This window comes from Candidatus Binataceae bacterium (assembly GCA_035650475.1).
Lineage (GTDB): Bacteria > Desulfobacterota > Binatia > Binatales > Binataceae > JAKAVN01.
This window is the reverse complement of record DASRHP010000012.1, coordinates 555,426-576,895: the sequence shown is the minus strand read 5'-3', so window position 1 is coordinate 576,895 and position 21,470 is coordinate 555,426. Positions and strand designations below refer to the sequence as shown.

General features: G+C 63.9%; 17 protein-coding genes. 2 read left to right on the top strand and 15 right to left on the bottom strand.

Annotated features, from left to right (window positions below):
• Positions 1-39: 39 nt before the first annotated feature.
• Complete coding sequence (locus tag VFB33_14170) at positions 40-939, bottom strand: SDR family NAD(P)-dependent oxidoreductase (GenBank protein ID HZO82838.1); 900 nt, start codon at positions 937-939, stop codon at positions 40-42.
• 114 nt (positions 940-1,053) lie between these two features.
• Entirely contained in the window at positions 1,054-2,079 is a 1,026-nt protein-coding gene (locus tag VFB33_14165) for a hypothetical protein (protein HZO82837.1), read from the bottom strand.
• Between the two features lie 317 nt (positions 2,080-2,396).
• On the opposite strand from VFB33_14165, the gene VFB33_14160 reads away from it, so the two are divergent.
• Complete coding sequence (locus VFB33_14160; GenBank protein HZO82836.1) at positions 2,397-3,632, top strand: glycosyltransferase family 2 protein; 1,236 nt, start codon at positions 2,397-2,399, stop codon at positions 3,630-3,632.
• A 48-nt stretch (positions 3,633-3,680) separates the two neighbouring features.
• Here VFB33_14160 and VFB33_14155 read toward each other — a convergent pair whose 3' ends face one another.
• From VFB33_14155 to VFB33_14105, 11 genes are all read right to left on the bottom strand, one after another.
• Positions 3,681-5,306, bottom strand: coding sequence for a hypothetical protein (locus VFB33_14155; protein ID HZO82835.1), 1,626 nt, complete (start codon positions 5,304-5,306; stop codon positions 3,681-3,683).
• Positions 5,303-6,613, bottom strand: a complete 1,311-nt coding sequence (locus VFB33_14150; protein HZO82834.1) for an NAD-dependent epimerase/dehydratase family protein — start codon at positions 6,611-6,613, stop codon at positions 5,303-5,305. Before VFB33_14150 ends, VFB33_14155 begins: the two co-directional genes overlap by 4 nt.
• Before the next feature lie 13 nt (positions 6,614-6,626).
• The gene (locus tag VFB33_14145) at positions 6,627-8,309 is read right to left on the bottom strand and encodes a hypothetical protein (protein ID HZO82833.1); all 1,683 of its coding nucleotides are present in this window, start codon (positions 8,307-8,309) and stop codon (positions 6,627-6,629) included.
• A 276-nt stretch (positions 8,310-8,585) separates the two neighbouring features.
• Positions 8,586-9,896: a glycosyltransferase family 9 protein gene (locus tag VFB33_14140; GenBank protein HZO82832.1), complete on the bottom strand. Its 1,311-nt coding sequence runs from the start codon at positions 9,894-9,896 to the stop codon at positions 8,586-8,588.
• A 30-nt stretch (positions 9,897-9,926) separates the two neighbouring features.
• On the bottom strand, positions 9,927-11,798 hold the full coding sequence (locus tag VFB33_14135; protein ID HZO82831.1) for a hypothetical protein: 1,872 nt from the start codon (positions 11,796-11,798) through the stop codon (positions 9,927-9,929).
• A 140-nt stretch (positions 11,799-11,938) separates the two neighbouring features.
• On the bottom strand, positions 11,939-14,215 hold the full coding sequence (locus VFB33_14130) for a hypothetical protein (GenBank protein ID HZO82830.1): 2,277 nt from the start codon (positions 14,213-14,215) through the stop codon (positions 11,939-11,941).
• 121 nt (positions 14,216-14,336) lie between these two features.
• On the bottom strand, positions 14,337-15,668 hold the full coding sequence (locus tag VFB33_14125; GenBank protein HZO82829.1) for a glycosyltransferase family 87 protein: 1,332 nt from the start codon (positions 15,666-15,668) through the stop codon (positions 14,337-14,339).
• Positions 15,669-15,807: 139 nt separating this feature from the next.
• Positions 15,808-17,349 carry a 4-alpha-glucanotransferase gene (malQ, locus tag VFB33_14120; GenBank protein HZO82828.1) on the bottom strand — a complete coding sequence of 514 codons (1,542 nt, stop codon included), beginning with the start codon at positions 17,347-17,349 and terminating at the stop codon, positions 15,808-15,810.
• A gap of 93 nt (positions 17,350-17,442) precedes the next feature.
• Positions 17,443-18,105, bottom strand: coding sequence for an EthD family reductase (locus VFB33_14115; protein ID HZO82827.1), 663 nt, complete (start codon positions 18,103-18,105; stop codon positions 17,443-17,445).
• 27 nt (positions 18,106-18,132) lie between these two features.
• Positions 18,133-18,891: an SDR family NAD(P)-dependent oxidoreductase gene (locus VFB33_14110; protein ID HZO82826.1), complete on the bottom strand. Its 759-nt coding sequence runs from the start codon at positions 18,889-18,891 to the stop codon at positions 18,133-18,135.
• Positions 18,892-18,962: 71 nt separating this feature from the next.
• Positions 18,963-19,310 (bottom strand): tetratricopeptide repeat protein, encoded by a 348-nt coding sequence (locus tag VFB33_14105; protein HZO82825.1) that lies wholly within the window; start codon positions 19,308-19,310, stop codon positions 18,963-18,965.
• 162 nt (positions 19,311-19,472) lie between these two features.
• Here VFB33_14105 and VFB33_14100 point away from each other — a divergent pair, with 162 nt between their 5' ends.
• A complete protein-coding gene (locus tag VFB33_14100) occupies positions 19,473-19,778 on the top strand; it encodes an iron-sulfur cluster assembly protein (protein HZO82824.1) in 306 nt (101 codons plus the stop codon).
• An 82-nt stretch (positions 19,779-19,860) separates the two neighbouring features.
• Here VFB33_14100 and VFB33_14095 read toward each other — a convergent pair whose 3' ends face one another.
• Complete coding sequence (locus VFB33_14095) at positions 19,861-21,018, bottom strand: acyl-CoA dehydrogenase family protein (protein HZO82823.1); 1,158 nt, start codon at positions 21,016-21,018, stop codon at positions 19,861-19,863.
• A 38-nt stretch (positions 21,019-21,056) separates the two neighbouring features.
• On the bottom strand, positions 21,057-21,461 hold the full coding sequence (locus VFB33_14090) for a cobalamin B12-binding domain-containing protein (protein HZO82822.1): 405 nt from the start codon (positions 21,459-21,461) through the stop codon (positions 21,057-21,059).
• Positions 21,462-21,470 lie beyond the last annotated feature (9 nt).

Sequence of the window (21,470 nt, the reverse complement as noted above, 5' to 3'; positions counted from 1 at the left end):
CGGCGGCGGGCCGCGCGCCGCGCCGCATCACGCGCGCGCTCAGGCGAACATGTTGACCGGCTCCATCCCCTGCCCCAGCGTGGCCTTGAAGATCTCGAACAGGCGATCGATGTCCCATGGGCCTTCGCTGAAGATCGTCCGGTCAGCCTTCATATGGGTGTAGCGCGAAATCCGGTAGCCCGAGGCGCCGAAGCATTGCCCGGTGACCTCGGCCGCCTCGTCACTGGCCAGATAGATGATGATCGGAGCGACGTTGGCCGGATCGCGCGGCGTGCCTTCGGCGCTCTGGCTCGCCGCGATGCCGGTCGCGCCAGGCATGCGGCCCGCTGGGATCGAATCGGTCATGCGGGTCGCCGCGCCGGGCATGATCGCGTTGACCGTGATCCCGTATTTCTGGAGTGCGACGGCGCAGCTGTAGGTCAGGCCCAGGATTCCGGCCTTGGCCGCGGCGTAGTTGGGCTGGCCCGGACTGCCGAGCGCCGAGTTGGAGGAAAAGTTGATAATCCGTCCGGCCTTGCGCTCGCGCATATGCGCGCTGGCGGGCCGGATAGTGCAGTAATGCCCCTTGAGATGGACGCGGATTACGTCGTCCCACTCCTGCTCACTCATGTTGAAGATCATCCGGTCGCGCAGAATGCCCGCGATATTGACCAGGATGTCGAGCTTGCCGAATTCCTTGATCGCCTGGTTGATCAGCCCCTCGCCGCCAGCGACCGTCGCGATATCCAGATGGTTGGAAACCGCAGTGCCACCGGCCGCCTTGATCTCCTTGACTACGTCGTCGGCGGGCGAAACCGTCTCCTTCTGCCCAGCCAGCGTCACGCCGAGGTCGTTGACCACGACCGCCGCGCCCTGCGCAGCGAGCGCCTTGGACACCGCGCGGCCAATCCCGCGTCCGCCACCGGTGACGGCGGCAACCTTACCGTCGAGCTTGCCCATCGCTCTCGTACTCCTTCGCTTTGTCGGAAACTGTCCGCTTATAGCGCAAACTTTGCGCGCCGCAACAGTCCCGCGCGTCAGCGCGGAGCAGCCGATGAGATTTTGATTCGCGCCTCAGCGCGCGGAAGCGTTCTCCCCGCCCGAAGTCTCGATCTCGGTGAGCATCCCGGCCGGCGTGAAGCGCCCGATTTTGCCGCTCGGCTCGGTAAAGTAGAGATTGCCGTCGGCGCCGGCAGTGATAAAGGCGGGCGTGGCCGTCTGCGGCAGGAAGAAGGCGCGGACTGGCGCGCCCGGACGATAGCGGCACAACGCATGCGCCTTCGGCACCGTCATCCAGACCGCGCCGTCGGGGCCGGCTGCGATGTCGAGCGCGGGAGCGTTGACCGGCATCACCAGCTCCTCGATCCGGCCTTGCGGAGTGACCCGTCCGATGCGATTCGCGGCGAGTTCAGTGAAGTACACGCTGCCGTCGGCGGCGGCGGCGACGCCGTTGGGATGGCTGTCCGGAACGGGGAGCAGAAATTCGGCGATCCGCGGCTTCGCCGCGTCGGCGGGAAAGGTCAGCCTGCCAATCTTGTTGCTGGAATTTTCAGCGAACCACACGCTGTCACCCACGGCGACGATTCCCGCGGGTCCGCCGCCGTTGGGCAGGACGAACTCCTTAAAGCCGTGAGCGCCCGGCGCACGGCGGTCCGCGCCGGGCGGAACGAACATCCCGATGCGCTCGGCGGCGTGCTCGGTAAACCAGATCGCGCCGTCGTGCGCCGCGGCGATCCCGGCCGGTCCGGCCTCCGGCGTCGGCAGCGGATAATAGTCGGCGCGCTGTCCGCCGGAAAAGATACGCCCGATCCGGTTGCCGCGCGGATCGGTAAACCAGAGCGCGCCGTCGCGCGCGACCGTCAGCCGCTCGGGGAAGCCGTCGCGATCGAGCTCGACCAGCTTGACCGTTCCGTCCCGCGCCAGCTCGCCGATAGCCGCCACGCTGTACTCGGTGAACCAGACTCCGTCGGCGCCCGCGGCGATCGCGTAGGGCGAGCTGATAGTGCTTCGCACGACCGGCGGCGGCGGCTTCGGCCCCGGGATATGCTCGGTCGGATGGGTATCGCGCCCGGCGGCGACGCGGGCGCCGAGCTCGTTCACTTGGGCGCTTTGCGGCCCCGCCCCGCATCCGGCTGCAACGAGTGCGATCGTAAGAATCAGCCTGCGGACCAAATCAGGTTTAGCACCCAGCAGCGGCCTGCTGCCCGCTGGCGAGGATCGTACCTTGGACATCTCCACCGGCCCGACCACAATCTAACGTCGCCGAAGCGCAATCGACAGCCCCCGAGGAGGTTCAGTTTAGCGGCTGAATCTTATGACTTCCAGTTTGATGCCAAAACTGATAAAAACATGCGTTGAACGAAGCGGGCAAGCCCGGCTTACCTTGCTTTGAGCGACTACTGCCGAGGAGCAGGACGATGGCGGTCGGCGCAGCCAAATTCGCACGGCTAACGCTCGAGTCCCCAGCGGAGCGCGACGGCCGCTCGCCGGCCGCGGCCGAGGTCGAGCTGAGCGTCGTCATACCCTGCCTCAACGAGGCGGACACTCTGGCCGGCTGTATCGAGCGGGCGCAACGCGGCCTGCGAAAGGCGCGCGTCGACGGTGAGATCATCATCGCCGACAACGGCAGCACCGACGGCTCGGTCGAAATCGCACGCGCGATGGGTGTGCGGGTGGTTCCCGTCGCCGAGCGAGGATATGGCAACGCCCTGATGGGCGGTATCGCGGCGGCGCGCGGCAAGTTCATCGTGATGGGCGACGCCGACGGCAGCTACGACTTCGAGGAAATCCCCGCCTTTCTCGACAAGCTGCGCGAGGGCTACGAGCTGGTCCAGGGATGCCGGCTGCCGGCGGGCGGTGGCAAGGTGATGCCGGGGGCGATGCCTGTTCTGCATCGCTGGATTGGCAACCCGTTCTTTTCCGCGATCGCGCGCCGCTGGTTCAAGTCGACCATCCACGACATCTATTGCGGGATGCGCGGCTTTACCAAGGAACTCTACCTGCGGCTGGCGCAGCGCTGCACCGGGATGGAATTTGCGACCGAAATGATTATCAAGTCGTCGCTGCTCGGTGCGCGGGCCGCCGAGGTTCCAATCACGCTCCACAAGGACGGCCGCCAGGCGCATGCGCCCCATCTGAAGACGTTTCGTGATGGATGGCGCACGCTGCGCTTTTTCCTGGTCTCCAACCCTCGCCGGCTTTTTCTGCTTCCCGGTGCGGCCCTTATGGTTTTCGGTCTCATCGCCTATGGGCTGGCGATGCCCGGCATGGAGCTCCACGGCGTCAGGTTCGACGCTCACACGCTGCTGTTCGGCACGCTGGCGCTGCTGTGCGGCTATCAGTCGATTTTCTTCGGGGTCTTCGCCAAGGCCCTGGCGATCAAGGAAGGGATGCTGCCCGACGACCCGCGTCTGCGGCGTTTCCTGAGCCGGTTCAATGTGGAGTTGGGACTGGTAATCGCGGCCTGTGCGCTGGTTAGCGGCCTGGCGCTGCTCGCGATGGCAGTAAATCAGTGGCGGCTGGTTGACTTCGGCCTTCTCGATTACGCCCACACGATGCGCTTCGTCGTGCCCGGCGCGACGCTGACCGCGCTCGGCTTCCAGACCATCCTTTCCGCCTTCCTCGTCAGCTTCCTCGATTTCCCGACGCGCTAAGCCCGGTTTTTTGCGATCTTCGGTCCGGCGCGTTCGGCAAAAAAATGCTTAACCTGCCTTCAGACTCCTGGCTACCTGCGACCCTACGCGTCTGGCGTTGGCCATCAGCGTAAACGTCAGGCCTTTGGCGGGCAGACAGCGAAACGCCGCGCCGTCCGCGACATAAACCGAATTGGTGCCGTGGAGAAGGCCGGACCGATGGGTCGTCAGCGGCCGCGGCTGGTCGCTGAACGGCAGCGTGCTTGCGTAATGGGCGCTGGAGCCGTGAATCGCGTATGTCCGCCGCAGCGGCCAGCATCCCAAACGGCGCATCAGCCGCAGCATAACCGCTTCGTCCCTTCTCTGACGCCTCTGCTGGTCCTCGGGCAGCGCGAAGTTCACCTCCATCACGTCGCGTCCCTCGCCCCGCGGCCGCAGCCTGGCAAACTTGCCCGGGCTCTGGCCGTCCTCATGCTGAATCAGCCAGATGCCGAAGGCGGGCGCCAGCAGACGAAGTATGCGCAGCGACTCGCGGTGCGCGAGCGGCGACTCCTTCAGCAGGCGGTAGACGAGCAGCGAGCCGTAGGGATAGTACTGCGCCTGAACGAACCGCTGCGGCTCGCCGGCCGGGCCGTAGATCATCGTGAGCTGCGCCAGGCTGTGGCGCCGCCGGCTTGACCGGTGCCCCAGTCGTGCGGGTATCAGGCACGGCACGTAAACGTGACTGTTGCAGGTGAGCGGCACCGGTTTTTCGAACTCTGCCAGCGAACGCAAGACGATACGCGCGCTGCCCAGCGCGCCCGCCGCCAGGACCAGCGCCCGCGCGCGAAAAGTTGCCGGCTGGTTGTCCTCGACGAGCCCCGCGCGAACCTCGATCTCTCCAGAGGGCGTTTCGACAAAGCGTTCGACCAGCGCGCGCTCATAGCGGAAGTGCGGCTTCTCGCGCAGCTCGCGCACATCCAACTCCGGCCGGTACACACTGTCGCCCGGATTCGACCAGTACTCCATGTCGTGGTACGGATTCGGCTTTCGGTTGCCGAGCGACCGGCTCAGCACCGCGAGCAGCGAGCGTCCGACGCGCGCGCCGGCCCGGTGAAACTGCGCGCGCCGGCGCTCATAGCGGCGGAAGATCGCCTGCGCGTTGTCATCGAGATCGAGCGGCGGCTGCAAAGCCTTCAATCCTCCGCGCACCGGCGCGAGGTCGTCGTTCATGCAGCCGCTGATACCTATATGGGCGGCGACCGCTTCGTAGTGCGGACGCATCTCGGCGGCCGCCAATCCGCACTCCTGCAATTCGAAATCGGTGAAAGGGAAACTGACTGCCCCCCACGTCCCGGCCAGACCGCCCAGCGCGAGACTCTGGAGCGCGGCGAAGTTCGGCGAATCGACGCGCGCCCGCCCTTCGCGGTCGCGCAACACGTACTGGCGCGGCGCAGTTACCTGCGAGGTCGCCCCTACCGGCGCCAGGTCGACACCTTCGAACTCATCGCCGAGGAAGTAGCGATGCTGTCGCGGGTCCTCGCGGCGAATCCGCTCGAACGGCCACTCCGGGATCAGCCCGGCGTAGGTTTCGTCGCGATCGCCGACGTCGAGCATCAGCACGCTGCGCCCCGCCTCCACCAGCGCCCGCGCGGCGTGCACCGCGCTCGCGCCTGAGCCGACCACGACCGCGTCACTTACGGCCGCTCCCGTCATCGCCGGCGGATCACAAACAACAGCGGCATGCCCAGAGTCAACATGATTGCGCCGCGGGCCCCTTGCCACAAAAGCGCGAGCACCGCCGCGGCGCGGCCGTCAACCTCGGCGAGAAAGAAATCAGCGTATGCGGGGCTCGCCTCCAGCACGGCGGCTGCAAGCAGAATCTTTCGGCGCAGCAGCGAGCGGCGCGCGAGTACGCCTGCCGCCGCGTCGAGATACGGTAGCAGTCGCGGATGGCGCCGCACGGCCTCCCACTCCGGCGATGCCTCGCCGCCCAGCAGCTTGCGCTCCGCGGCGACGTACCGTTCGACCAGCTCGGGCGGCGGCTCAACATCCAGCAGGTAGCGGGCGATCAACCTGAAATCGTCGGCCGCGCTGCCGCTGGCGCCTCCGACGTGGTTTGTGCGCGCGTCCAGCACCAGTTCGAGCCCGCGCTCCAGCGGCAGGGGGTCGAAGCCGAAATCGCGCCGCGCGGGTTCAATGTCCAGCTCAACGTTCTGATTCGAGCCCAGGACGTTGCTGACGGTGATCGGGCATCCGGGCCAGATCGCCCTCATCGTCCGCGCAACCCACAACGAAAGCACGAACGGAATATGCACCTTGCGCCGGCGCACGCCGAGGGCGGCGCATATTCGATCGATCAGCTCGTCAAAGCTGATGATCTCGGGACCGCCGATCAGGTAAGTCTTGCCGATAGTGGCATCGTGCTCGATACAGGCGATGATCGCTCTGGAAACGTCGCCGACGTAAATCGGGGCGCTCAGCCAGCGTCCGTCGCCGAGAACCGGCACCATCGGCAGCCGCCGTACGAACTTGACGACGGTGCCGAACACCCCGCCTTGCTCTTCGCCGTAAACCAGGCTGGGACGCAGATTGGTTACCTGGAGTCCGGAACCAATGAAGACTCTCTCGGCGGCGAGTTTGGTCCGCGCATACAGACCCTTTCGCGCAATTCCCGCGGACTGCGTGCTGACATTGATGAGCCGTGCGCAGCCGCTGGCGCGGCAGGCCCGCACCAGGCGCTCCGCACCCCTGACGTTTACGTCCTCGCTGTCGGCCTCGTCGGCCTTGGCGGCCGCCAGATGGACCACCACCGCCGCTCCCTCGACCGCGCGCCGCAGCGACTCCTCGTCGCGCATGTCGGCGCGGACCACTTCGAGCCCGCCGACGCCTTGCAGCGCCGCGGCCCCGCCGCGCACCATCGCCCTCACCCGCCAGCCGGCCTCACCCAGCCTGCGCACGAGGTCCCTGCCGATGAACCCCCCGGCGCCGGTGACCAGCACATGCCGTCCTCCCTCGCTCATCGCACTCGCGTCCTTAGCCTGACATGCCAACCGCCTGCCGCACCGCACGCACCCCTGACTCTCCTCCGGTCACTCTTTGCCGCTCATAAAGCAACGCGCTCAGCTTTCTGCCGCGACCACGTTGAAAGCGTCCGAACTGCCCTACCTCCCGATAATTATTTTGAATCCAGCGCCACGTCTCCTTGGCATAATCAATGCCAAAATATGCATAGCCCAGCCGTCCCGTATACAAATTCGTGACGATAATGTAATCGGGTCTGCGCGATTTCAAGTCTCGAATATATTCCGACTCAGCTTTTGGCGACAGGTACCCAGGCAAAATCGTATACCACCGGCTTGGAGCCTCAGTTCTCGCCAATGCATACACCATGGGAAATTCCGGAAGCACAGTTACCTGCTTGCCACTTTTCTTTTGCGTTTGAACAAACTCCAATATCTCGCGCGCAACTGTCGCTTCCGGCGCCTTCAGGTGAAAGGTTCCCCAACTGGTCTCCAAGCTCGTCGTACGCCCATCTTTTCCGGGAAAAAGGACCACCATCATCACGAGCAATTCCATCGCAAGTGCTGCGCGCGCGGCGGCCCGTCCGTCGGACTTTCCAAGAGACGCAAACGTTGCATCTATCGATCTAGCGATAATCATCAAAAACATAAGCACAAGCGGGCCGTCGTAGAAAATGCTATAACCATACGGTAACACCTGCGCGAACACTCGACTCCCCGTCACTGTCGCGAATAGCGCAAATGAGGCGTCGAGCAACACGCTCGGCTGCCAAGTCTTGAACATTCGCGCGACACTGTAGGCGAACACCCCACAGCCTATAAACAACATACCGGGTGGAAAGGCCAGCAGCAGAACCAACAGCATTGGATATGGATGGCCGGGCGCCGAATAGATTCGCGCCGCTCCGGCAGCGATCGCTAGGGCCAGGCTCAGCATCAGAACACCGAAGGCGCCCAGTGTCCGACGAAGCCACATTGCCCCTCGCGCTATCCAAAGCCACGCCATCGCGCTGCCCACCGCGCTAATGATCAAAAAGATCACTTCTGCCCTATTCCAACGTAGCCCAATGCCGGCATATAATTCGGGCCCGCCCACATGTGCGAAGTAAGTCCCCGGAAGCCCTATCCAGTTATCTTGCAGCATGAAGCGTGGTGTCAGTGTCCAGAAGAACCACGCGTACACAGCCAACGCGGGAGCCAAGCCGAGCAAAGACGCACAAGCGCGTTTCGCGAAACCCAGATGTGAGCCTTCGGCCACCGACTCCGCGACCACGATGAATCCCAGCATCGCGTAGCAGGCTACGCCAAATTCCTGCTTGCAGAGCAGCGCAAGCGCCCCGAACATCGATGCAAGGCCGAGACTCCTGAGGTTCGGCGCGCGGACCTGGCGCAGAGCCAGCCATGCGCTCACTAGGCTCAGGGGCATTGCGAGGACACCCGCGTAGCTCCACGGGAATGGATAGTTGAAGACGGTCGGAGCGAAGCCCTGCATAAGCAAAGCACAACCAGCAGCGAACCCCACCGCTCGACCTTCAAGGATTGTTCCTATTTCCAGCAGCAGCAACGCGGAACTAATCGCACTTAACAGCCCGAAGCTATACAGCACGAACAGATGCCGCCCAAACACTTTAATCAGAAGGGCAGCAAAGTATGGTTCGAGCGGGCCGAAATCGTACCAAAAGTCCCGGTAGATCAATCTGCCACGCAGAATCTCCAGTGGAACGTAAAGTTCGCGACCGCAGTCTACTTGAAAGTCGCCCCAATGCCCCCACGTCCAGAGGGCAAGTACTAGAGCAAGGCCGACAAGCGCAAGGCGCGCTGGAGCATTCGACGAGCTGGAAAGCCACGGAACAAGTGTCAGCCCCTGACTCTCGCCGCGCTGATTCGAGAGGCCAGTAACCGGCTTGCGACCACAGAGTAGACCGACGAGCCCCCTACCCCGCATGAAACCGCCCGTGCCCGGTCGCGGCGACTACCCCGAGACATCGGCAGATCGCAGTGAAGCCCGTACTACGACCCCTAAAGGATTCCCGCTCGGAGTTTCACTCACCACCGGGATATCGGGGGAATGCTCGTGCGCGAGCGTTCTAGCTTCGCAGATGCCGTTGCTGGTCAAGCGTGTAACGACGTGAATCACCAACTCTGGCCGGATGCGCTGCATGCACACGTTTTCCCCACGGCACGGCGGCTGGTCCGCCTCGTACAAGCAGGGACTGCAAAATACCGGCATGTAAAGCGTTTCAACATTCGGCAGCTTCTGGCCGTAATGATCGGGGTCAGCCGGGCCGAACAAGCACACAGTCGGTCTGCCCAACGCGAACGCCATATGCATCGGGCCACTGTCGTTGGTAAGCACGCATGCCGCCCCATCGAGCAGCGCCAGCAGTTCTCCCAGCGTAAGCTTGCCGGCCGTGTTGGCCACGCCCAGCCGTGTCTCGGCGGGCAGCCGCTCAACCAGACCCTGCACGTAGGGCTGCTCGTCGCGCGCGCCGATCAAGACCACCCGCTGGTCTGAAGCAACCAGCCGCCTGATGGTTTCCACCACGTAATCCCCCGGCCAGCGCCGCTCCAGCAACAAATCTGAGGCGTTGGGGTTTATCACTATATACGGCCGACCCATCTGCCAGTGCGGCAACTGCGACAGGACGCGCTGCGCACCTGCGCGGTCCGCCTCATCGACTCGAATCGGGCCAATCGTATCCGGCTCGCCCGCCGGCAAGCCGGCCACCCTCCCGAGCTGCAAATACAGGCGGCGCACTGGCATCCGAGTGTTGAAAAACACCAGGTGCGTATAAATCCCGTTCTTGAAGGCCGTGCTGTGTCGATAGAACCCGATGCGGTTGCGCGTCGCCGCCCACAGCGCCAGTAGCGATGCGAAGGCCGAGTACACCTCGAGATCGAAGTACAGGTCCGCGCGCAGCCGAATCAGCCTTGCAACCGCCCTCAATGTCGTAATTGCCATCGCCAGGACGTTTCGGTCGTCGAGCGTCACCACTTCGTCCACCCACTCCAGACGTTTCACCAACTCCTGGTTCGATCGCATTGTGACAAATGTCAGCCGCGCATTCGGATAACGTCTTTTGAGCGCCCTCAGCAGCGGCGTCGCCTGCAGGATGCTCCCCATGCCGAGCAGCTTGGCTACAATAACCCGCCGAACGTTGTTCGCGGTCATCGAGTGGTCGCGACGCATCAGCGCGCCCAACGCCCGCGCCAGGCCGTTGAACATGAACGCCGCGGGCACCCCGAGTAGACGATCGGCCACAATCCGGTTCCTGTGCGTCATGGCCTTCCTCGGAAGCTTGCGCAAGCCGCCCTAATCGCTCGCGCGCCCCGCTGCCCCGGGGCGCCTTTGGTAAATCAGCGCCGCCAGAAAGCCGTTTCCGTTGCGCTCGAACTCTCCGAACTGCCCTGCGACCCGATAGTTCGCCGTAATCCACCGATAGATCCTGCGGTCGTAATCGATTCCGAAGTAATCCGCGCCAAACTCTCGAGTGTAGCGATTCGTGAGCATAATATATTCGGCGTTTGACCGTGCGAGCTCGCGAATGTACTCACTCTCATCGGAAAGTGCCACGACTCCGGGCATCAAACTATACCACCTTCCCGGAGCTTCGGTTCCCGTGACTGCGTAAATAAAGGGCAGCTCCGGCAGGAGCACCACTCGTCGACCTTGGCGCTTCTGATCCTTCACGAATTGCAGAATCTGCGCGGCAACCTTGGCCTGCGCCGGCTGCAGATATATCGCCCCCCATCCGGTCTCGAAACTCACTGTGCGATTGGCAGACGTCGGAAAGAGCGCGGTGGCGAGGAGCAGCGCCTCGGCTAATAACGCCGCCTCGGCCGCTCTCGCCGCCGAGCCCGGCAACAGTCCCTGGTTAGCCCTGCTCACGCAGCGCCTTATGCTAATCAAAAAAATGAGCAGCAGGGGCCCGTTGTAGAAAATGCCATAACCATAGGGAAAGACCTGCGCGAACACCCGTACGGCGGAGGCCAGCGCGAACAAGCCGAACGCGAGCTCCGCAAGTGAGAGACACTCTTGCCGGCCCTTGGAATACAATCGATGCAGCGCGGCCGCGCAGTAGCCCGCGCCGATCGCCGCCATGCCGACGGGAAATATCATTACTACCAAAAGAGAGTACATTGCAACCGGAGCGGCCCAGCGTAGCGCTACTACCGAGAGACACATCAAGACCAATGTCCCCGCAAACCACCGCCAGCTGATCAACACTCGTAGGCGTCCCACCGCCGTCCAGATGAACAGGGCGGCAAGGGCGTCGACCGCAAGACCGGGCAGGGTCAGCAGATTCAATTGTGTGCCGCCCAGCATGACATGCATCTTACTTCCGTACGTTGACATGAAGTAGGAGCCCGGTACGAACTGCCAGTTGTCAAAGAGAATGAAGTGGAATCCCAGGTGCCAGAAGAACCATCCATATATGACGCCACAGACAAGCACGCCCGGAAGACACGCGACAACTCCCCACATCAGTCTTCTTACCGAACGCTGACGCAGGCCCTCTGCGAGGACCACAAAGCCGAGCATCACATAGGAGGCGGCTCCGTATTCTTGCTTGGAGAGCATAGCCAGCCCAGCAGCCATGCCGGCAAGCAAAAGAGCGCTCCATCTTTGGCTGAGTACGTGTTGCACGAGGAGCCATGCGCACAGCAGGCTCAGAAAGAATCCGAGCATTGCCGCATAGGAGTACGGAAAGATGTAATTGAACATGGTCGGCCTGAATCCCTGAAGAATCAGCGCCAGACCGGCAATCATGCCGACGGTACGACTCTCCAGAGTCGCACCGATCTCGCCCAGCGTAAGAGCCGAGCCGATCGCGAGTGTCAAGCCAAACAAATAGAAAACGTAGAGATGCCTGCCGAACGTCCTCAGCAACCCAGCCGCCAGGTACGGCTCAAGCGGGCCGTAGTAGTAAGAGATTTCACGGTAGAGCAGCTTGCCGCGCAGGATTTCGCTCGGTACATATAGCTCGCGGCCGCAATCCATCTGAATATCACCCCACCGGCCCCACGTGTGCCACGCGAGGATGAGGGCGACCGCCACGATGAGGATCCGCGCGCCGGCGTCGGGCCACTGCAGGACGAGCGCAGCCAGCGCTGAACGCGGGTCCCTGCGCGGGTCAGCTATCGATTCCCGCACCTCTACAGTCCCCTGCGCGAAGTCGCCCACAGTTTTCTCTCAGCTCGGTTTGCCCTCACATCTCTCGATTTACGCTGACATAAAGGCCTGCGCCGATTCAAGGCGGGCTTTAGCGCGGCCTTTAGTGTCCATTCGTCTGACGAAAGCTTTCGACCATCCGCCGTCTTGCGCTACCGACCTGCGGTACCAAGTGGTTGTGCCGTGGGATTTTCCGCTGCCGCCGTTCGAAAGACGTCCGCCGCCTCTTCCAACTGGTCGCGCGTGAACTCAGCCAGCAGCCATCCCTTGGCCCGCGCAACGGCAAGCGGCCCTACGGTCGAGACCCTCGCCGGATGCGGAAAGTAAACTTCGTTGGTGATTCCGCGTACCTTCTCCAGCAGCGCGTCCGGACTCCATGCCAAAACTCCAATAGCAATGCGTCCGTCGCGGCCCTCGCCAAGATAGACGCCATAGGCATTGCGCGGGTCAGTTATCGCGTTAGGCACAGCCACGGCGCCGAGCTGGATAGGCGGCTGCGGGCCGATCAGTTCGCTCTCGGGCAGCAAACCCAGCTTTTCGGCCTCCAGCACCGAAAGCGACGCAGGGCTGTTTCCTTCGGCGAGATACTCTCGCGCCACCATCAGCAGTGCGGCAAAGCGTTGAAGATTGAACCGTGAACTCATCTCGGCCATCCTGCCCACTCTGTCACGGTCCAAGCCCCCCGATAGCCGATACAATTTCACGTCCATAACGCTCATTGGCTCGACGCCAAGCGCCGATAGGAGGCCGCGCCATTCGCTTAACCCCGCGTCGGGCACAACGATAGCTCTGACGTCATTGGCCCTCAAAAACGCACGCAGCTGTTTCACAGCATCGGGAATAAACCAACGATGAAGAAGCGCGTCCACGATAGGCCAGACCTTGTAGTCCTGCGGACGTCCAGCCCCATAGCCCTCGGCCATATTGAAATACATGCCGCTCTCGGCCTGCCACAACATGCAGTCCCCCGAATACCCATAAGGTAAGGTGATGATAATCTCGCCTTTGTGCAGGTATTGGGTATATGTGCCGCTGCGAAAGAACTCCGGAATGAATGCCGGCCTTGCCCAGGCCTTTGCCGATAAACCTGGCATGTTCAAAAGGACCACCGCAAGCGCCAGGCTGATTTTAGCCATTCGCGTGGTCCGCGTGCTCGCCAGCCACGTTGCCGCAATGATCGCGATCAGTAGAAATGCATAAAGGCTGAACCGAGACGGGAGTGCGTTGTCAAGCAATGGAAGGCGGCCAAGCAGAAGCCATGGCAGCCCGGCGGGCAACTCGAAGCCGGCGACATGCAGAACCGGCCCAAGGGCTAATACGCATACGATCAACAGGCTATACGCGCACGTTTTGGCTACGTGATCGTACCGCTCCGTTTTGAGCTGCAGCGCAGCCATCAGGATTAGCGCCGGACCAATATATCCTACACTTTCTGCCGACCATCCGCCCGCGAATCTATCCGACAGCCTTTCGAACAGTCCAACACAGCCGAGTTCGTTCAGACGAGTTGGCACCAGAAAATTGACGAGGTCGATGGAGAATTGCGATCCAGGGAAGATCGCTCCACGTTCGAAGTGAACAAAGAAATAGTAACAGTAAAGACTTGTCGCCAGCGCTGTCAAAGTATAAGAGAGCAAAATCGGCTTGAGCAATGCTAGTATATGTTGTCGCTTTTGAACAGGGTTGAGCCACCACCCGACTGCCAAGGTGATTGCCCCGAACATGGTCAGGGTCGCAAAGATTTCAGTAGACAACAGAAACTGCGCGAGGAGCAGACCGCTCAGGGAAGTGACAAATGCACGTTCGCCGATCTCGCCCAGGAGCCTCCGCGCGACGACATACGCAATCAACGGCACACAGACTGTCAGCAACAAGTGCAGATGCCCGAACCGTAACGCCGCGAGGGTAAAAGCGGAAAATCCGAAGACATATCCTCCGAAGAGCCCAGCCCACCGGTTGCCGCTCAGATAACGGCACAGAATGAAAGCGCCCCACGCGTCGAGCGCGGGGCCAAGCAAGCATAGAACATTGAACGCGACCACGGGGCCCGTGGTGAACGTCAGCGGGGCTGCCACGAGGCTCGCCAACGGGACGCTCGTCTGCCAGGCGAGGTTGAAGCCGGCCGGGGTCCACACCGCGTGAGTGATGAAAGGATTGAGGCCGTTGGCGATGGCGTGGGGCCACCACACGAGAAACCACATCATCAGCCCCGGGTCGGGGCCCACGCCCAGGTGCGCCTGAGAGAAATGGCCGACCAGCGAGCGACCAAAAAAAAGCACCGATAGGCCGAGATAAGTCGCGAATGCAGCGAGGCTGGGCAGGTCGCACACCCGTTGATCACGCTGCTCGCCGACCGCAGGCATGGCAGGCGCCCCCGCAACTGTCGTTGACGAATCCGGCCGCGCTCCCATCATCCGCGCAATCGCCATTCACCCACTCTCCCTACGGCCGACGGATGAATCCCCAATTACTCAGGCTCAGATAAAACCGAGCCTTCAGGCCGGCATAACGCATGAGGTTGAACGAAACCCCTGGCGCCTACCGCGACGTTCATGAATTGGCGGCCTGCACTTGCAGTTCTTCCAGCGTAGGCGTTGGTTCCGCGCGAGCCGCTGCGCTCACGGGCTGGTCAACCGCGAACCAGTAGAGCGAAAGATAGGCCAGCAGCGCGACTGGCGCCGCTCCCAGCCGCCAGATCACGCTCCCCTCGAACCAGCCGAAATTGCTGGGATGAGCGTCAATGATCACATAGTAGGGCCATGCCAGCAGAAAGACGGCACATCCGGAGTATAGCGCGCGTTTGCTAAGCGTTCCGGCGAGCACCGCCGCGCTCATCTCGACCATCGGGATCGCCAGCAGGACGAGATAGTAGAACCACGAGGTCGGGGAAAGCAGAATTGCCGTCATGATCCACAGCGAGAGCAGCCGCCAGTCGCGGTCGGCATCGTTTCGCCGATGCAGGGTGGCTTTGAGCGTGAAGCCGAGCACAGCGGCCTCAGCCGCGAGCGAGATAGCGTGCGCGAGCAATCTGGTCGCCGGAGTCAAATCATCGCCCAGGAGATACCAGCATGCCCGCCAGATGGTTGGCCCAAGGGCGATATTCCCGGGCAAACTCTGCCAACGACTTTGAGTAAGAAGATCGAGCGCAAAGAGAAAACTGAAGCTCCGGCCCACGCCCAGCAACGCCAGGGTCGCCACGCCTCCGACCGCCAGCCCGACCATCGTGTACCACACCACCCGCCAGCGCCCGAGCAGGACCAGATAGGCGACGAGCAGCAAAGGAAACGCGCGCAACAGGCTGCCCAGGGCCAGGATCAATCCGGCAGCGGCGTCCTTCCCCTGCTCCATCCAGCGCATCATCAGCACCAGCATCAGCAGGAGCAGCATCTTGTTCTGGCCCCACACCAGATGGTCAACCACGGGTGGAAAGAGCAGCACTATCCCCGCGACCACCCACGCATTGTCGCCATTGAGCGCCGGCGTCCAGCGCAGCAGGAGAACCAGGGCGAGCAGAAACGCCAGCGCATTGATCCCGGTCCAGATCCAGAAGCCGATGTGCGGGGAGAACAGGGTCAGCGGCTCGAAGCAGAGGACGAAGGTCGGTGGATCGGTAGCATGATTGATCTTGCCGAGGTCGAAACCGAGGCTGCGCGCGAGCGGAGTGAGGTCCTGCGTGTAGGCATTCATCCCCTGGCGCATCGCAAGCGCCGAGGTGTAGTAGATGGTGTAATCCCAGCGCGTGGCGCGTGCCGGCAGCGCCTTCGCGAGCATCAGCATCCACAGCCCGACAGCCGACCACAGGCCGATCAGCAAGAGCCGTCGCCGCATCGAGCGGCGCGGCACCGGCGGCTCGGCAGCGCTCGCATCGGCTGGCTTGACCATCAGAAAATCTCGGCTCGGCTGATTAGGGGCGTACGTTGCCTGCGAGAATGGGCTAAAGGCTCGTTCGAAGATCATTACGCGTCGCCGCCAAGAGGTGCAATAAGGTGGCCACGCATGGTCAAAGATGGTATGAGGCTGCTTATCTGCCTGAACCCGCGATCATTTGACGAAGCCGAGCTATACGCGGCGCAAACGTCGAAGTGCCCATCTCCTCCGCGGCCACCGGCATCCGCCACGACCAGTTCGACGGGCTGACCGTGCCGGGAAGGTTTATCCGATCGCGCCAGCCGAAGAGGTCCTGCATCGGCAGAATCACCAGCCGCGACGGCGCCGCGTAAAGCGCCGCGAGGATGGCGTCGTGGACGTCGGTGAACGGAACCGTCGCTGCACTCCCGCCGTCCACCCTCCGCCCGAGCATCCGCAGCATCTGCGCGCGTTCGTCGGCCGACGCGTCCTCCCACCAGACCGCGAGCGTCTCGGTGTCATGGGTACCCGTTGTCGCCAGCGATAACTCCGGGTATTCGGCGGGCGGGACGAACGCCTCCTCGGGCGTTGAGAGGCCGCTCTTTTCCCAGCGCATCACTTTGTAACCGGGCACGCCGAGCGCGGCCAGTGAGGCGCGCACGAAGGGCGGAATCACGCCGAGGTCCTCGGCGACCACAATCGCGCCGTCGGCCTCGTCGAGGACCGCGCGCATGATCGTCTCGCCCTGGGCGCGCTGCTCGGGCTCTTGCGCGGGCGAGAACCTCCCGTCGCCGCCGCCGTCAGCGTCGAAGGAAAACGTGCGGTACAGCCCGACGACGTGGTCGATACGAAGGAAATCGTAAAGCTCGCGCGCGTGGTGCACGCGCTCGCGCAGCAGGGCGAAGCCGCCCGCGCGCATGCGCTCCCACCGCGGCGCCGGCAGTCCCCATCGCTGGCCCTTGGGGTTGAAGGCGTCGGGCGGGGCGCCAACCGTGCGCTCGAGATCGAACAGCTCGGCGCGCGCCCACACCTCGGCGCTGTCGCGCGCGGGCGAGAAGGCAAGGTCGCCGCCGAGCATCACGCCGTGCCCATTGGCATACGCTCGCGCCTCGGCCCATTGGCGATGAGCGAGGTATTGCCAGTAGACAAACCTGGCGACCGGGCGCGCCATCGCGCGCCGCGCGGCATCGAGCGCTTGCGGTTCCCGCTCGCGCAGCTCGGCGGGCCATTCTTCCCAGGGGACGAAATTGAAGCGCTCCTTGAGCGCGCGGAACAGCGCGTAATCATCGAGCCATCGGCGGTTGCGCTCGGCAAATTCCTCGACCGCCGCGCGCTCGCGCGCTTCGCCCCGCTGCTCGAAGTGACGAAAGGCGGCCTCGACAAGCTCCAGCCGCGCGCCCCGGATCGACACGCGCTCGCTGAGCGGCACGCCGCTGAGCCTTGCGCGCACCTCGGCAACTCCTTCCGCGGCGACACCGGGCAGCCGCTCGATACCGATGTAGATCGGGTCGATCGCAAACAGGCTGAGCGCGCTGTACGGGCTCGCCATCCCGGGCGCGGTCTCGTCGAGCGGCAGCAGCAGGATCGCGCGGTTCCCCATCGCCACCGCCAGATCGACCATCGGGCCGAGCGCCGCGATATCGCCGATTCCCGCGTCGTTGCGGCTTCGGATTGAAAACAGCGGAATCAGAATCCCGGCTACACGTGGGATCGTCATCGGATCATCCGGCTGCGTAAGACTCGCCGCGCGCCCCATGTCGACGCCGGACGGTCCCTGGCGAGGGACGGCGACGGCGCGACCACCGGCAGCTCAGAGCTGCACGACGGCGTCGAGGCGATGCACCCGCGCGTTGGCGATCGACGCCTCCTCGTCTTTGACCAACTCCTCGCCCACCGGCGAGCGGTACGCGGCGCGCCAGGCCTCGACGCTGTCGAACACCAGCAGCGCAGCGCGCAGCCGGTCAGCCTTGCCGCCGGGCGCGCTCCGATCCACGAGCCGCCCGACCATGTAGTAGCGCAACCCGGGCAGGCGGCGCGCGACGCCGGTGTGATAGTCGAGATAGCGGTGCTCGGCAGCGGCAAGCTCCTCCCCCGGACGCCGGTTGAGGTCGAACTCGGCCGCGAACAGGAAGCATCGTTGCCCCGAGCGGCGGCCGTCGAAGCGGACGATCTCTTCGCCATCCATCGCCATCGGCCGCAGGTCGGCCAGATGCGCGGCGCCATGCGCGCGCATCCGCGCGCCGGCCTGCGACTCCAGCGCCGCCATCGACGCCGCAGCGCTGTCGAAGCCGAAGAAAGCCGCGCGATGGTGCGCGGGCACGCTGCCCTTGTTCGCGCGGTAAACACCGGTCAAATAGATATGCAGGCCGGGCAGCGCGCGCGCCAGCGCGACGTGCTCACCGAGATAGGCGCGCTCCTCGGCGGCGAGATCGGCACCGGGCTTGTAATTGAAGCTGGTGAAATTGATCCGCATCGCACTGTCCTCGGCGCTCGCGGCCGTTCAGATCACGTAGCCGCCGTTGGGGCTCAGCACCTGGCCGACCATGTAGGCGGAATCCTCGCAGGCCAGGAACAGGGCGGCATTGGCGATATCGCGTGGCTCGCCGAAGCGGCCCGCGGGCGTGCGCGCGATCGCCATCTGGCGCACCTCGGGCGGCAGCGGCGCGGTCATCGGCGTGTCGATAAACCCCGGCGCAATACAGTTGACCAGGATCCCCTCACCCACGACCTCGCGCGCAACGCACTTGGTGAAAGAAATTATCGCGCCCTTGGCCGCACCGTAATCGGAGGCCATCTCGATCCCTGTCAGCCCGACGATCGAGCCCAAATTGATGATCCGGCCGGAGCGCTTCGGCAGCATCACCTTGAGCGCCTCGCGCGTGCAGTAGAAGGTGGAATCGAGATGCGCGGCGAGCATCCGGTGCCACTCCTCGTCGGTCTTGTCCACGGTGCCGACGAACCCGCCGCCGCGCCGGGAGCTGGCGATACCGGCGTTGTTGACCAGCACATCGATTGTGCCGAAAGCGGCGAGGAATTCGGCAAACATTTTCTTGACCGCCGCGCTGTCGGAAACGTCGGCGACCAGGCGCACGGCACGCCCGCCTGCGCGTTCGACCTCGGTCACCACATTCGACGCGGCTTCCGGTCGTATGTCGTTGACGCCGACGCGCGCGCCTTCGCGCGTGAACGTCAACGCCATCTCGCGCCCCAAGCCCGAGCCCGCGCCGGTTATCAGAACGGCCCTGTCCTTGAGCTTCATCGTGGAAATGCCCTTTCATCGTTGAGCTGCCGCGCCGCGCCAAACGCGTCCGGCCGCAGCTCCTCGCATCGCTATTGCTTCGCGGTCTTACCCTCCTTGAGCTGGCGCTTCCAGTCGAGCCTGCGCGCCTCTGCGCCCGCCGCCTCCGCTTCCTTTATCATTCCCTTCTTCTGGTAGAACATGCTCAGGTTGGTGAAGGCGAGGATGTCCTCGGGCTCCTGTTCGATATGTTTACGGGTCAGCTCGATCGCGGCGTCGAGGTCGCCCTTGGCCTGGTAGCACATCACCATCCCGTGCAGCGCGTCGGTATAGCGCGGGTCGATTTCGAGCGCTCGCTTATAGGTTTCGATCGCCTCGTCGTATTTCTCATCGGCGAAAAGATCGACCGCCTCGTCGTAAAGTTCTTCCTTGTCGGGCATTGCGAACCTCCGTCTTCGGATTCGCGCGGCGCCGCCGGGCGCAGGCCGTATCCGGCCCGCGCGGCGGCGGCTGTTGCAGCCGCGGCGCCGCTTATATACTACAGGCGCGGGCGGCGGCACGGTAACCGCTACACCGCAGCGTCGACCCGCGGGTTTGTACGGATGGTCACCGAAGAGCAGGTTTACGAGGTTCTGCGCGAGTGCTACGACCCGGAAATTCCGGTCAACGTCGTTGACCTCGGCCTGGTCTATCGCGTCGCGGTGGACGGCGGCGCGGTGACGGTCGAGATGACGCTCACCGCGCCGGGATGCTCGATGGGCGCGATGATCGCGGCGCAGATCGAGGACAAGCTGCTGGGCATCCCCGAGTGCGAGCGGGCCAACATCGAGATCGTATGGGATCCGCCGTGGACGCCGCACATGATGAGCGCCGAAGCGCGCAAGACGCTCGGCATCAGCGACGAGTAAGACGGTCGCGCGGGCAAGGCCGGTGCGTCGGATGACGGGCATCGCGGAGGCCCGCCGCCCCACTGAGACATGACGAAACCGGTTACGCCGGCAGATAGCCCTCGCGCAGGAGCGACTTGGCGATAATCATGCGCTGGACCTCGCTGGTCCCCTCGCCGATCTCGGAGAGCTTGGCGTCGCGCATGTAGCGCTCGACCGGAAAGTCCGCCATATAGCCGTAGCCGCCGTGGATCTGGACCGCCTTGGTCGTCGTCCACATCGCGGTTTCCGAGGCATACAGCTTCGCCATCGCGGCCGCGCGCGCAAAGGGCCGGCCGGCGTCCCTGAGCGCGGCGGCGCGGCAGGTCAGCACCCACGAGGCGTCGATCCGCGTCGCCATGTCGGCCAGCATCCAGCGGATCGCTTGGAAGTCGGCAATTCGCTGGCCAAACTGGCGGCGCTCGCTCGCATAGGCGGTCGCCTCCTCGAAGGCGCCACGCGCGATGCCGGCGGCAAAGCCGGCGATCCCGATCCGTCCGCCCTCCAGCACTTTGAGCGTCTGACGATATCCTTCACCCGGCTCGCCGATAAGGTTGCGCGCGGGCACGGTGACGTTGTCGAAGATCACCTCGGCCGTGTCGGAGGCGCGCAGGCCAAGCTTCTCGATCCGCCGCCCATTTGAAAGCCCGGGCGTGCCGCGCTCGACGATAAAGGCCGAAACGCCCGCGCGCCCGCCCGCCGCGTCTGTCACCGCCATCACAACGTACACGTCGGCGACCGAGCCGTTGGTGATGAACATCTTCGAGCCGTTGAGCGTGAAGTTGTCGCCGCCGCGCTCCGCGCGCGTCTTCATCGCGGCGGCGTCCGAACCCGAGCCGGGTTCGGTGAGGCACCACGCGCCCAGCTTCTTCGCGGCGACCATGTCGGGCAGGTAGCGCGCGCGATGCTCTTCGGCGGCGAACAGGTTGATGTGGCCGCTGGAGAGCGACATGTGCGCGGCGCAGGTAAGCCCGACCGAGGCGTCGTAGCGCGAGAGCCCCTCGACCACCAGGACCTGGCTCAGCGTGTCTGCGCCGCCACCGCCGAAGCGTTCGGGAAAGGAGACGCCGATGAAGCCGAGCTCGCCGAGTTTGCGGATGACCTCGCGGGGGAAGATTTCCTGCCTGTCCCACTCGGCCGCGTGGGGCTTGATTTCCTTCTCGGCGAACTGGCGCAGCGTGTCGCGGATCGTGCGCTGCTCGTCGCTAAGCTCGAAGTTCATCGCGGACTCCGCACTCCGACCGGCGCGCGCCGGCGGCGCTATTGGCGCGGCTGGACGTTCTCGCGCACCCACTTGACGATGTCCTCGGTGGAGGCGCCGGGAGTGAAGATCTCGCGCACGCCGATCTCGCGCAACTTGCGCGCGTCTTCGTCCGGGATGATCCCGCCGCCGAAGACGGCGACGTCGGGCGCGCCGCGCTCCTTTAAAAGCCGCATCACCTCAGGAAAGAGCGTCATGTGCGCGCCGGACAGGATACTGAGCCCGACCGCGTCGACGTCCTCCTGCACCGCGGCCTCGGCGATCATCTCGGGGGTCTGATGCAGCCCGGTGTAGATCACCTCGAAGCCGCCGTCGCGCAGCGCGCGCGCGATAATCTTCGCGCCGCGGTCATGCCCGTCGAGGCCGGGCTTCGCCACCAGAATTCTGAGCCGTTTTTCCGCCATCGCTTGTCT

Bases quoted from the DNA above. Each gene is read 5' to 3' on its own strand.
- VFB33_14170 (HZO82838.1), bottom strand. From the start codon at position 939: ATGGGCAAGCTCGACGGTAAGGTTGCCGCCGTCACCGGTGGCGGACGC.
- VFB33_14160 (HZO82836.1), top strand. From the start codon at position 2,397: ATGGCGGTCGGCGCAGCCAAATTCGCACGGCTAACGCTCGAGTCCCCA.
- VFB33_14155 (HZO82835.1), bottom strand. From the start codon at position 5,306: ATGACGGGAGCGGCCGTAAGTGACGCGGTCGTGGTCGGCTCAGGCGCG.
- VFB33_14150 (HZO82834.1), bottom strand. From the start codon at position 6,613: ATGAGCGAGGGAGGACGGCATGTGCTGGTCACCGGCGCCGGGGGGTTC.
- VFB33_14140 (HZO82832.1), bottom strand. From the start codon at position 9,896: ATGACGCACAGGAACCGGATTGTGGCCGATCGTCTACTCGGGGTGCCC.
- VFB33_14130 (HZO82830.1), bottom strand. From the start codon at position 14,215: ATGGCGATTGCGCGGATGATGGGAGCGCGGCCGGATTCGTCAACGACA.
- VFB33_14125 (HZO82829.1), bottom strand. From the start codon at position 15,668: ATGGTCAAGCCAGCCGATGCGAGCGCTGCCGAGCCGCCGGTGCCGCGC.
- malQ (HZO82828.1), bottom strand. From the start codon at position 17,349: ATGACGATCCCACGTGTAGCCGGGATTCTGATTCCGCTGTTTTCAATC.
- VFB33_14115 (HZO82827.1), bottom strand. From the start codon at position 18,105: ATGCGGATCAATTTCACCAGCTTCAATTACAAGCCCGGTGCCGATCTC.
- VFB33_14110 (HZO82826.1), bottom strand. From the start codon at position 18,891: ATGAAGCTCAAGGACAGGGCCGTTCTGATAACCGGCGCGGGCTCGGGC.
- VFB33_14105 (HZO82825.1), bottom strand. From the start codon at position 19,310: ATGCCCGACAAGGAAGAACTTTACGACGAGGCGGTCGATCTTTTCGCC.
- VFB33_14100 (HZO82824.1), top strand. From the start codon at position 19,473: ATGGTCACCGAAGAGCAGGTTTACGAGGTTCTGCGCGAGTGCTACGAC.
- VFB33_14095 (HZO82823.1), bottom strand. From the start codon at position 21,018: ATGAACTTCGAGCTTAGCGACGAGCAGCGCACGATCCGCGACACGCTG.
- VFB33_14090 (HZO82822.1), bottom strand. From the start codon at position 21,461: ATGGCGGAAAAACGGCTCAGAATTCTGGTGGCGAAGCCCGGCCTCGAC.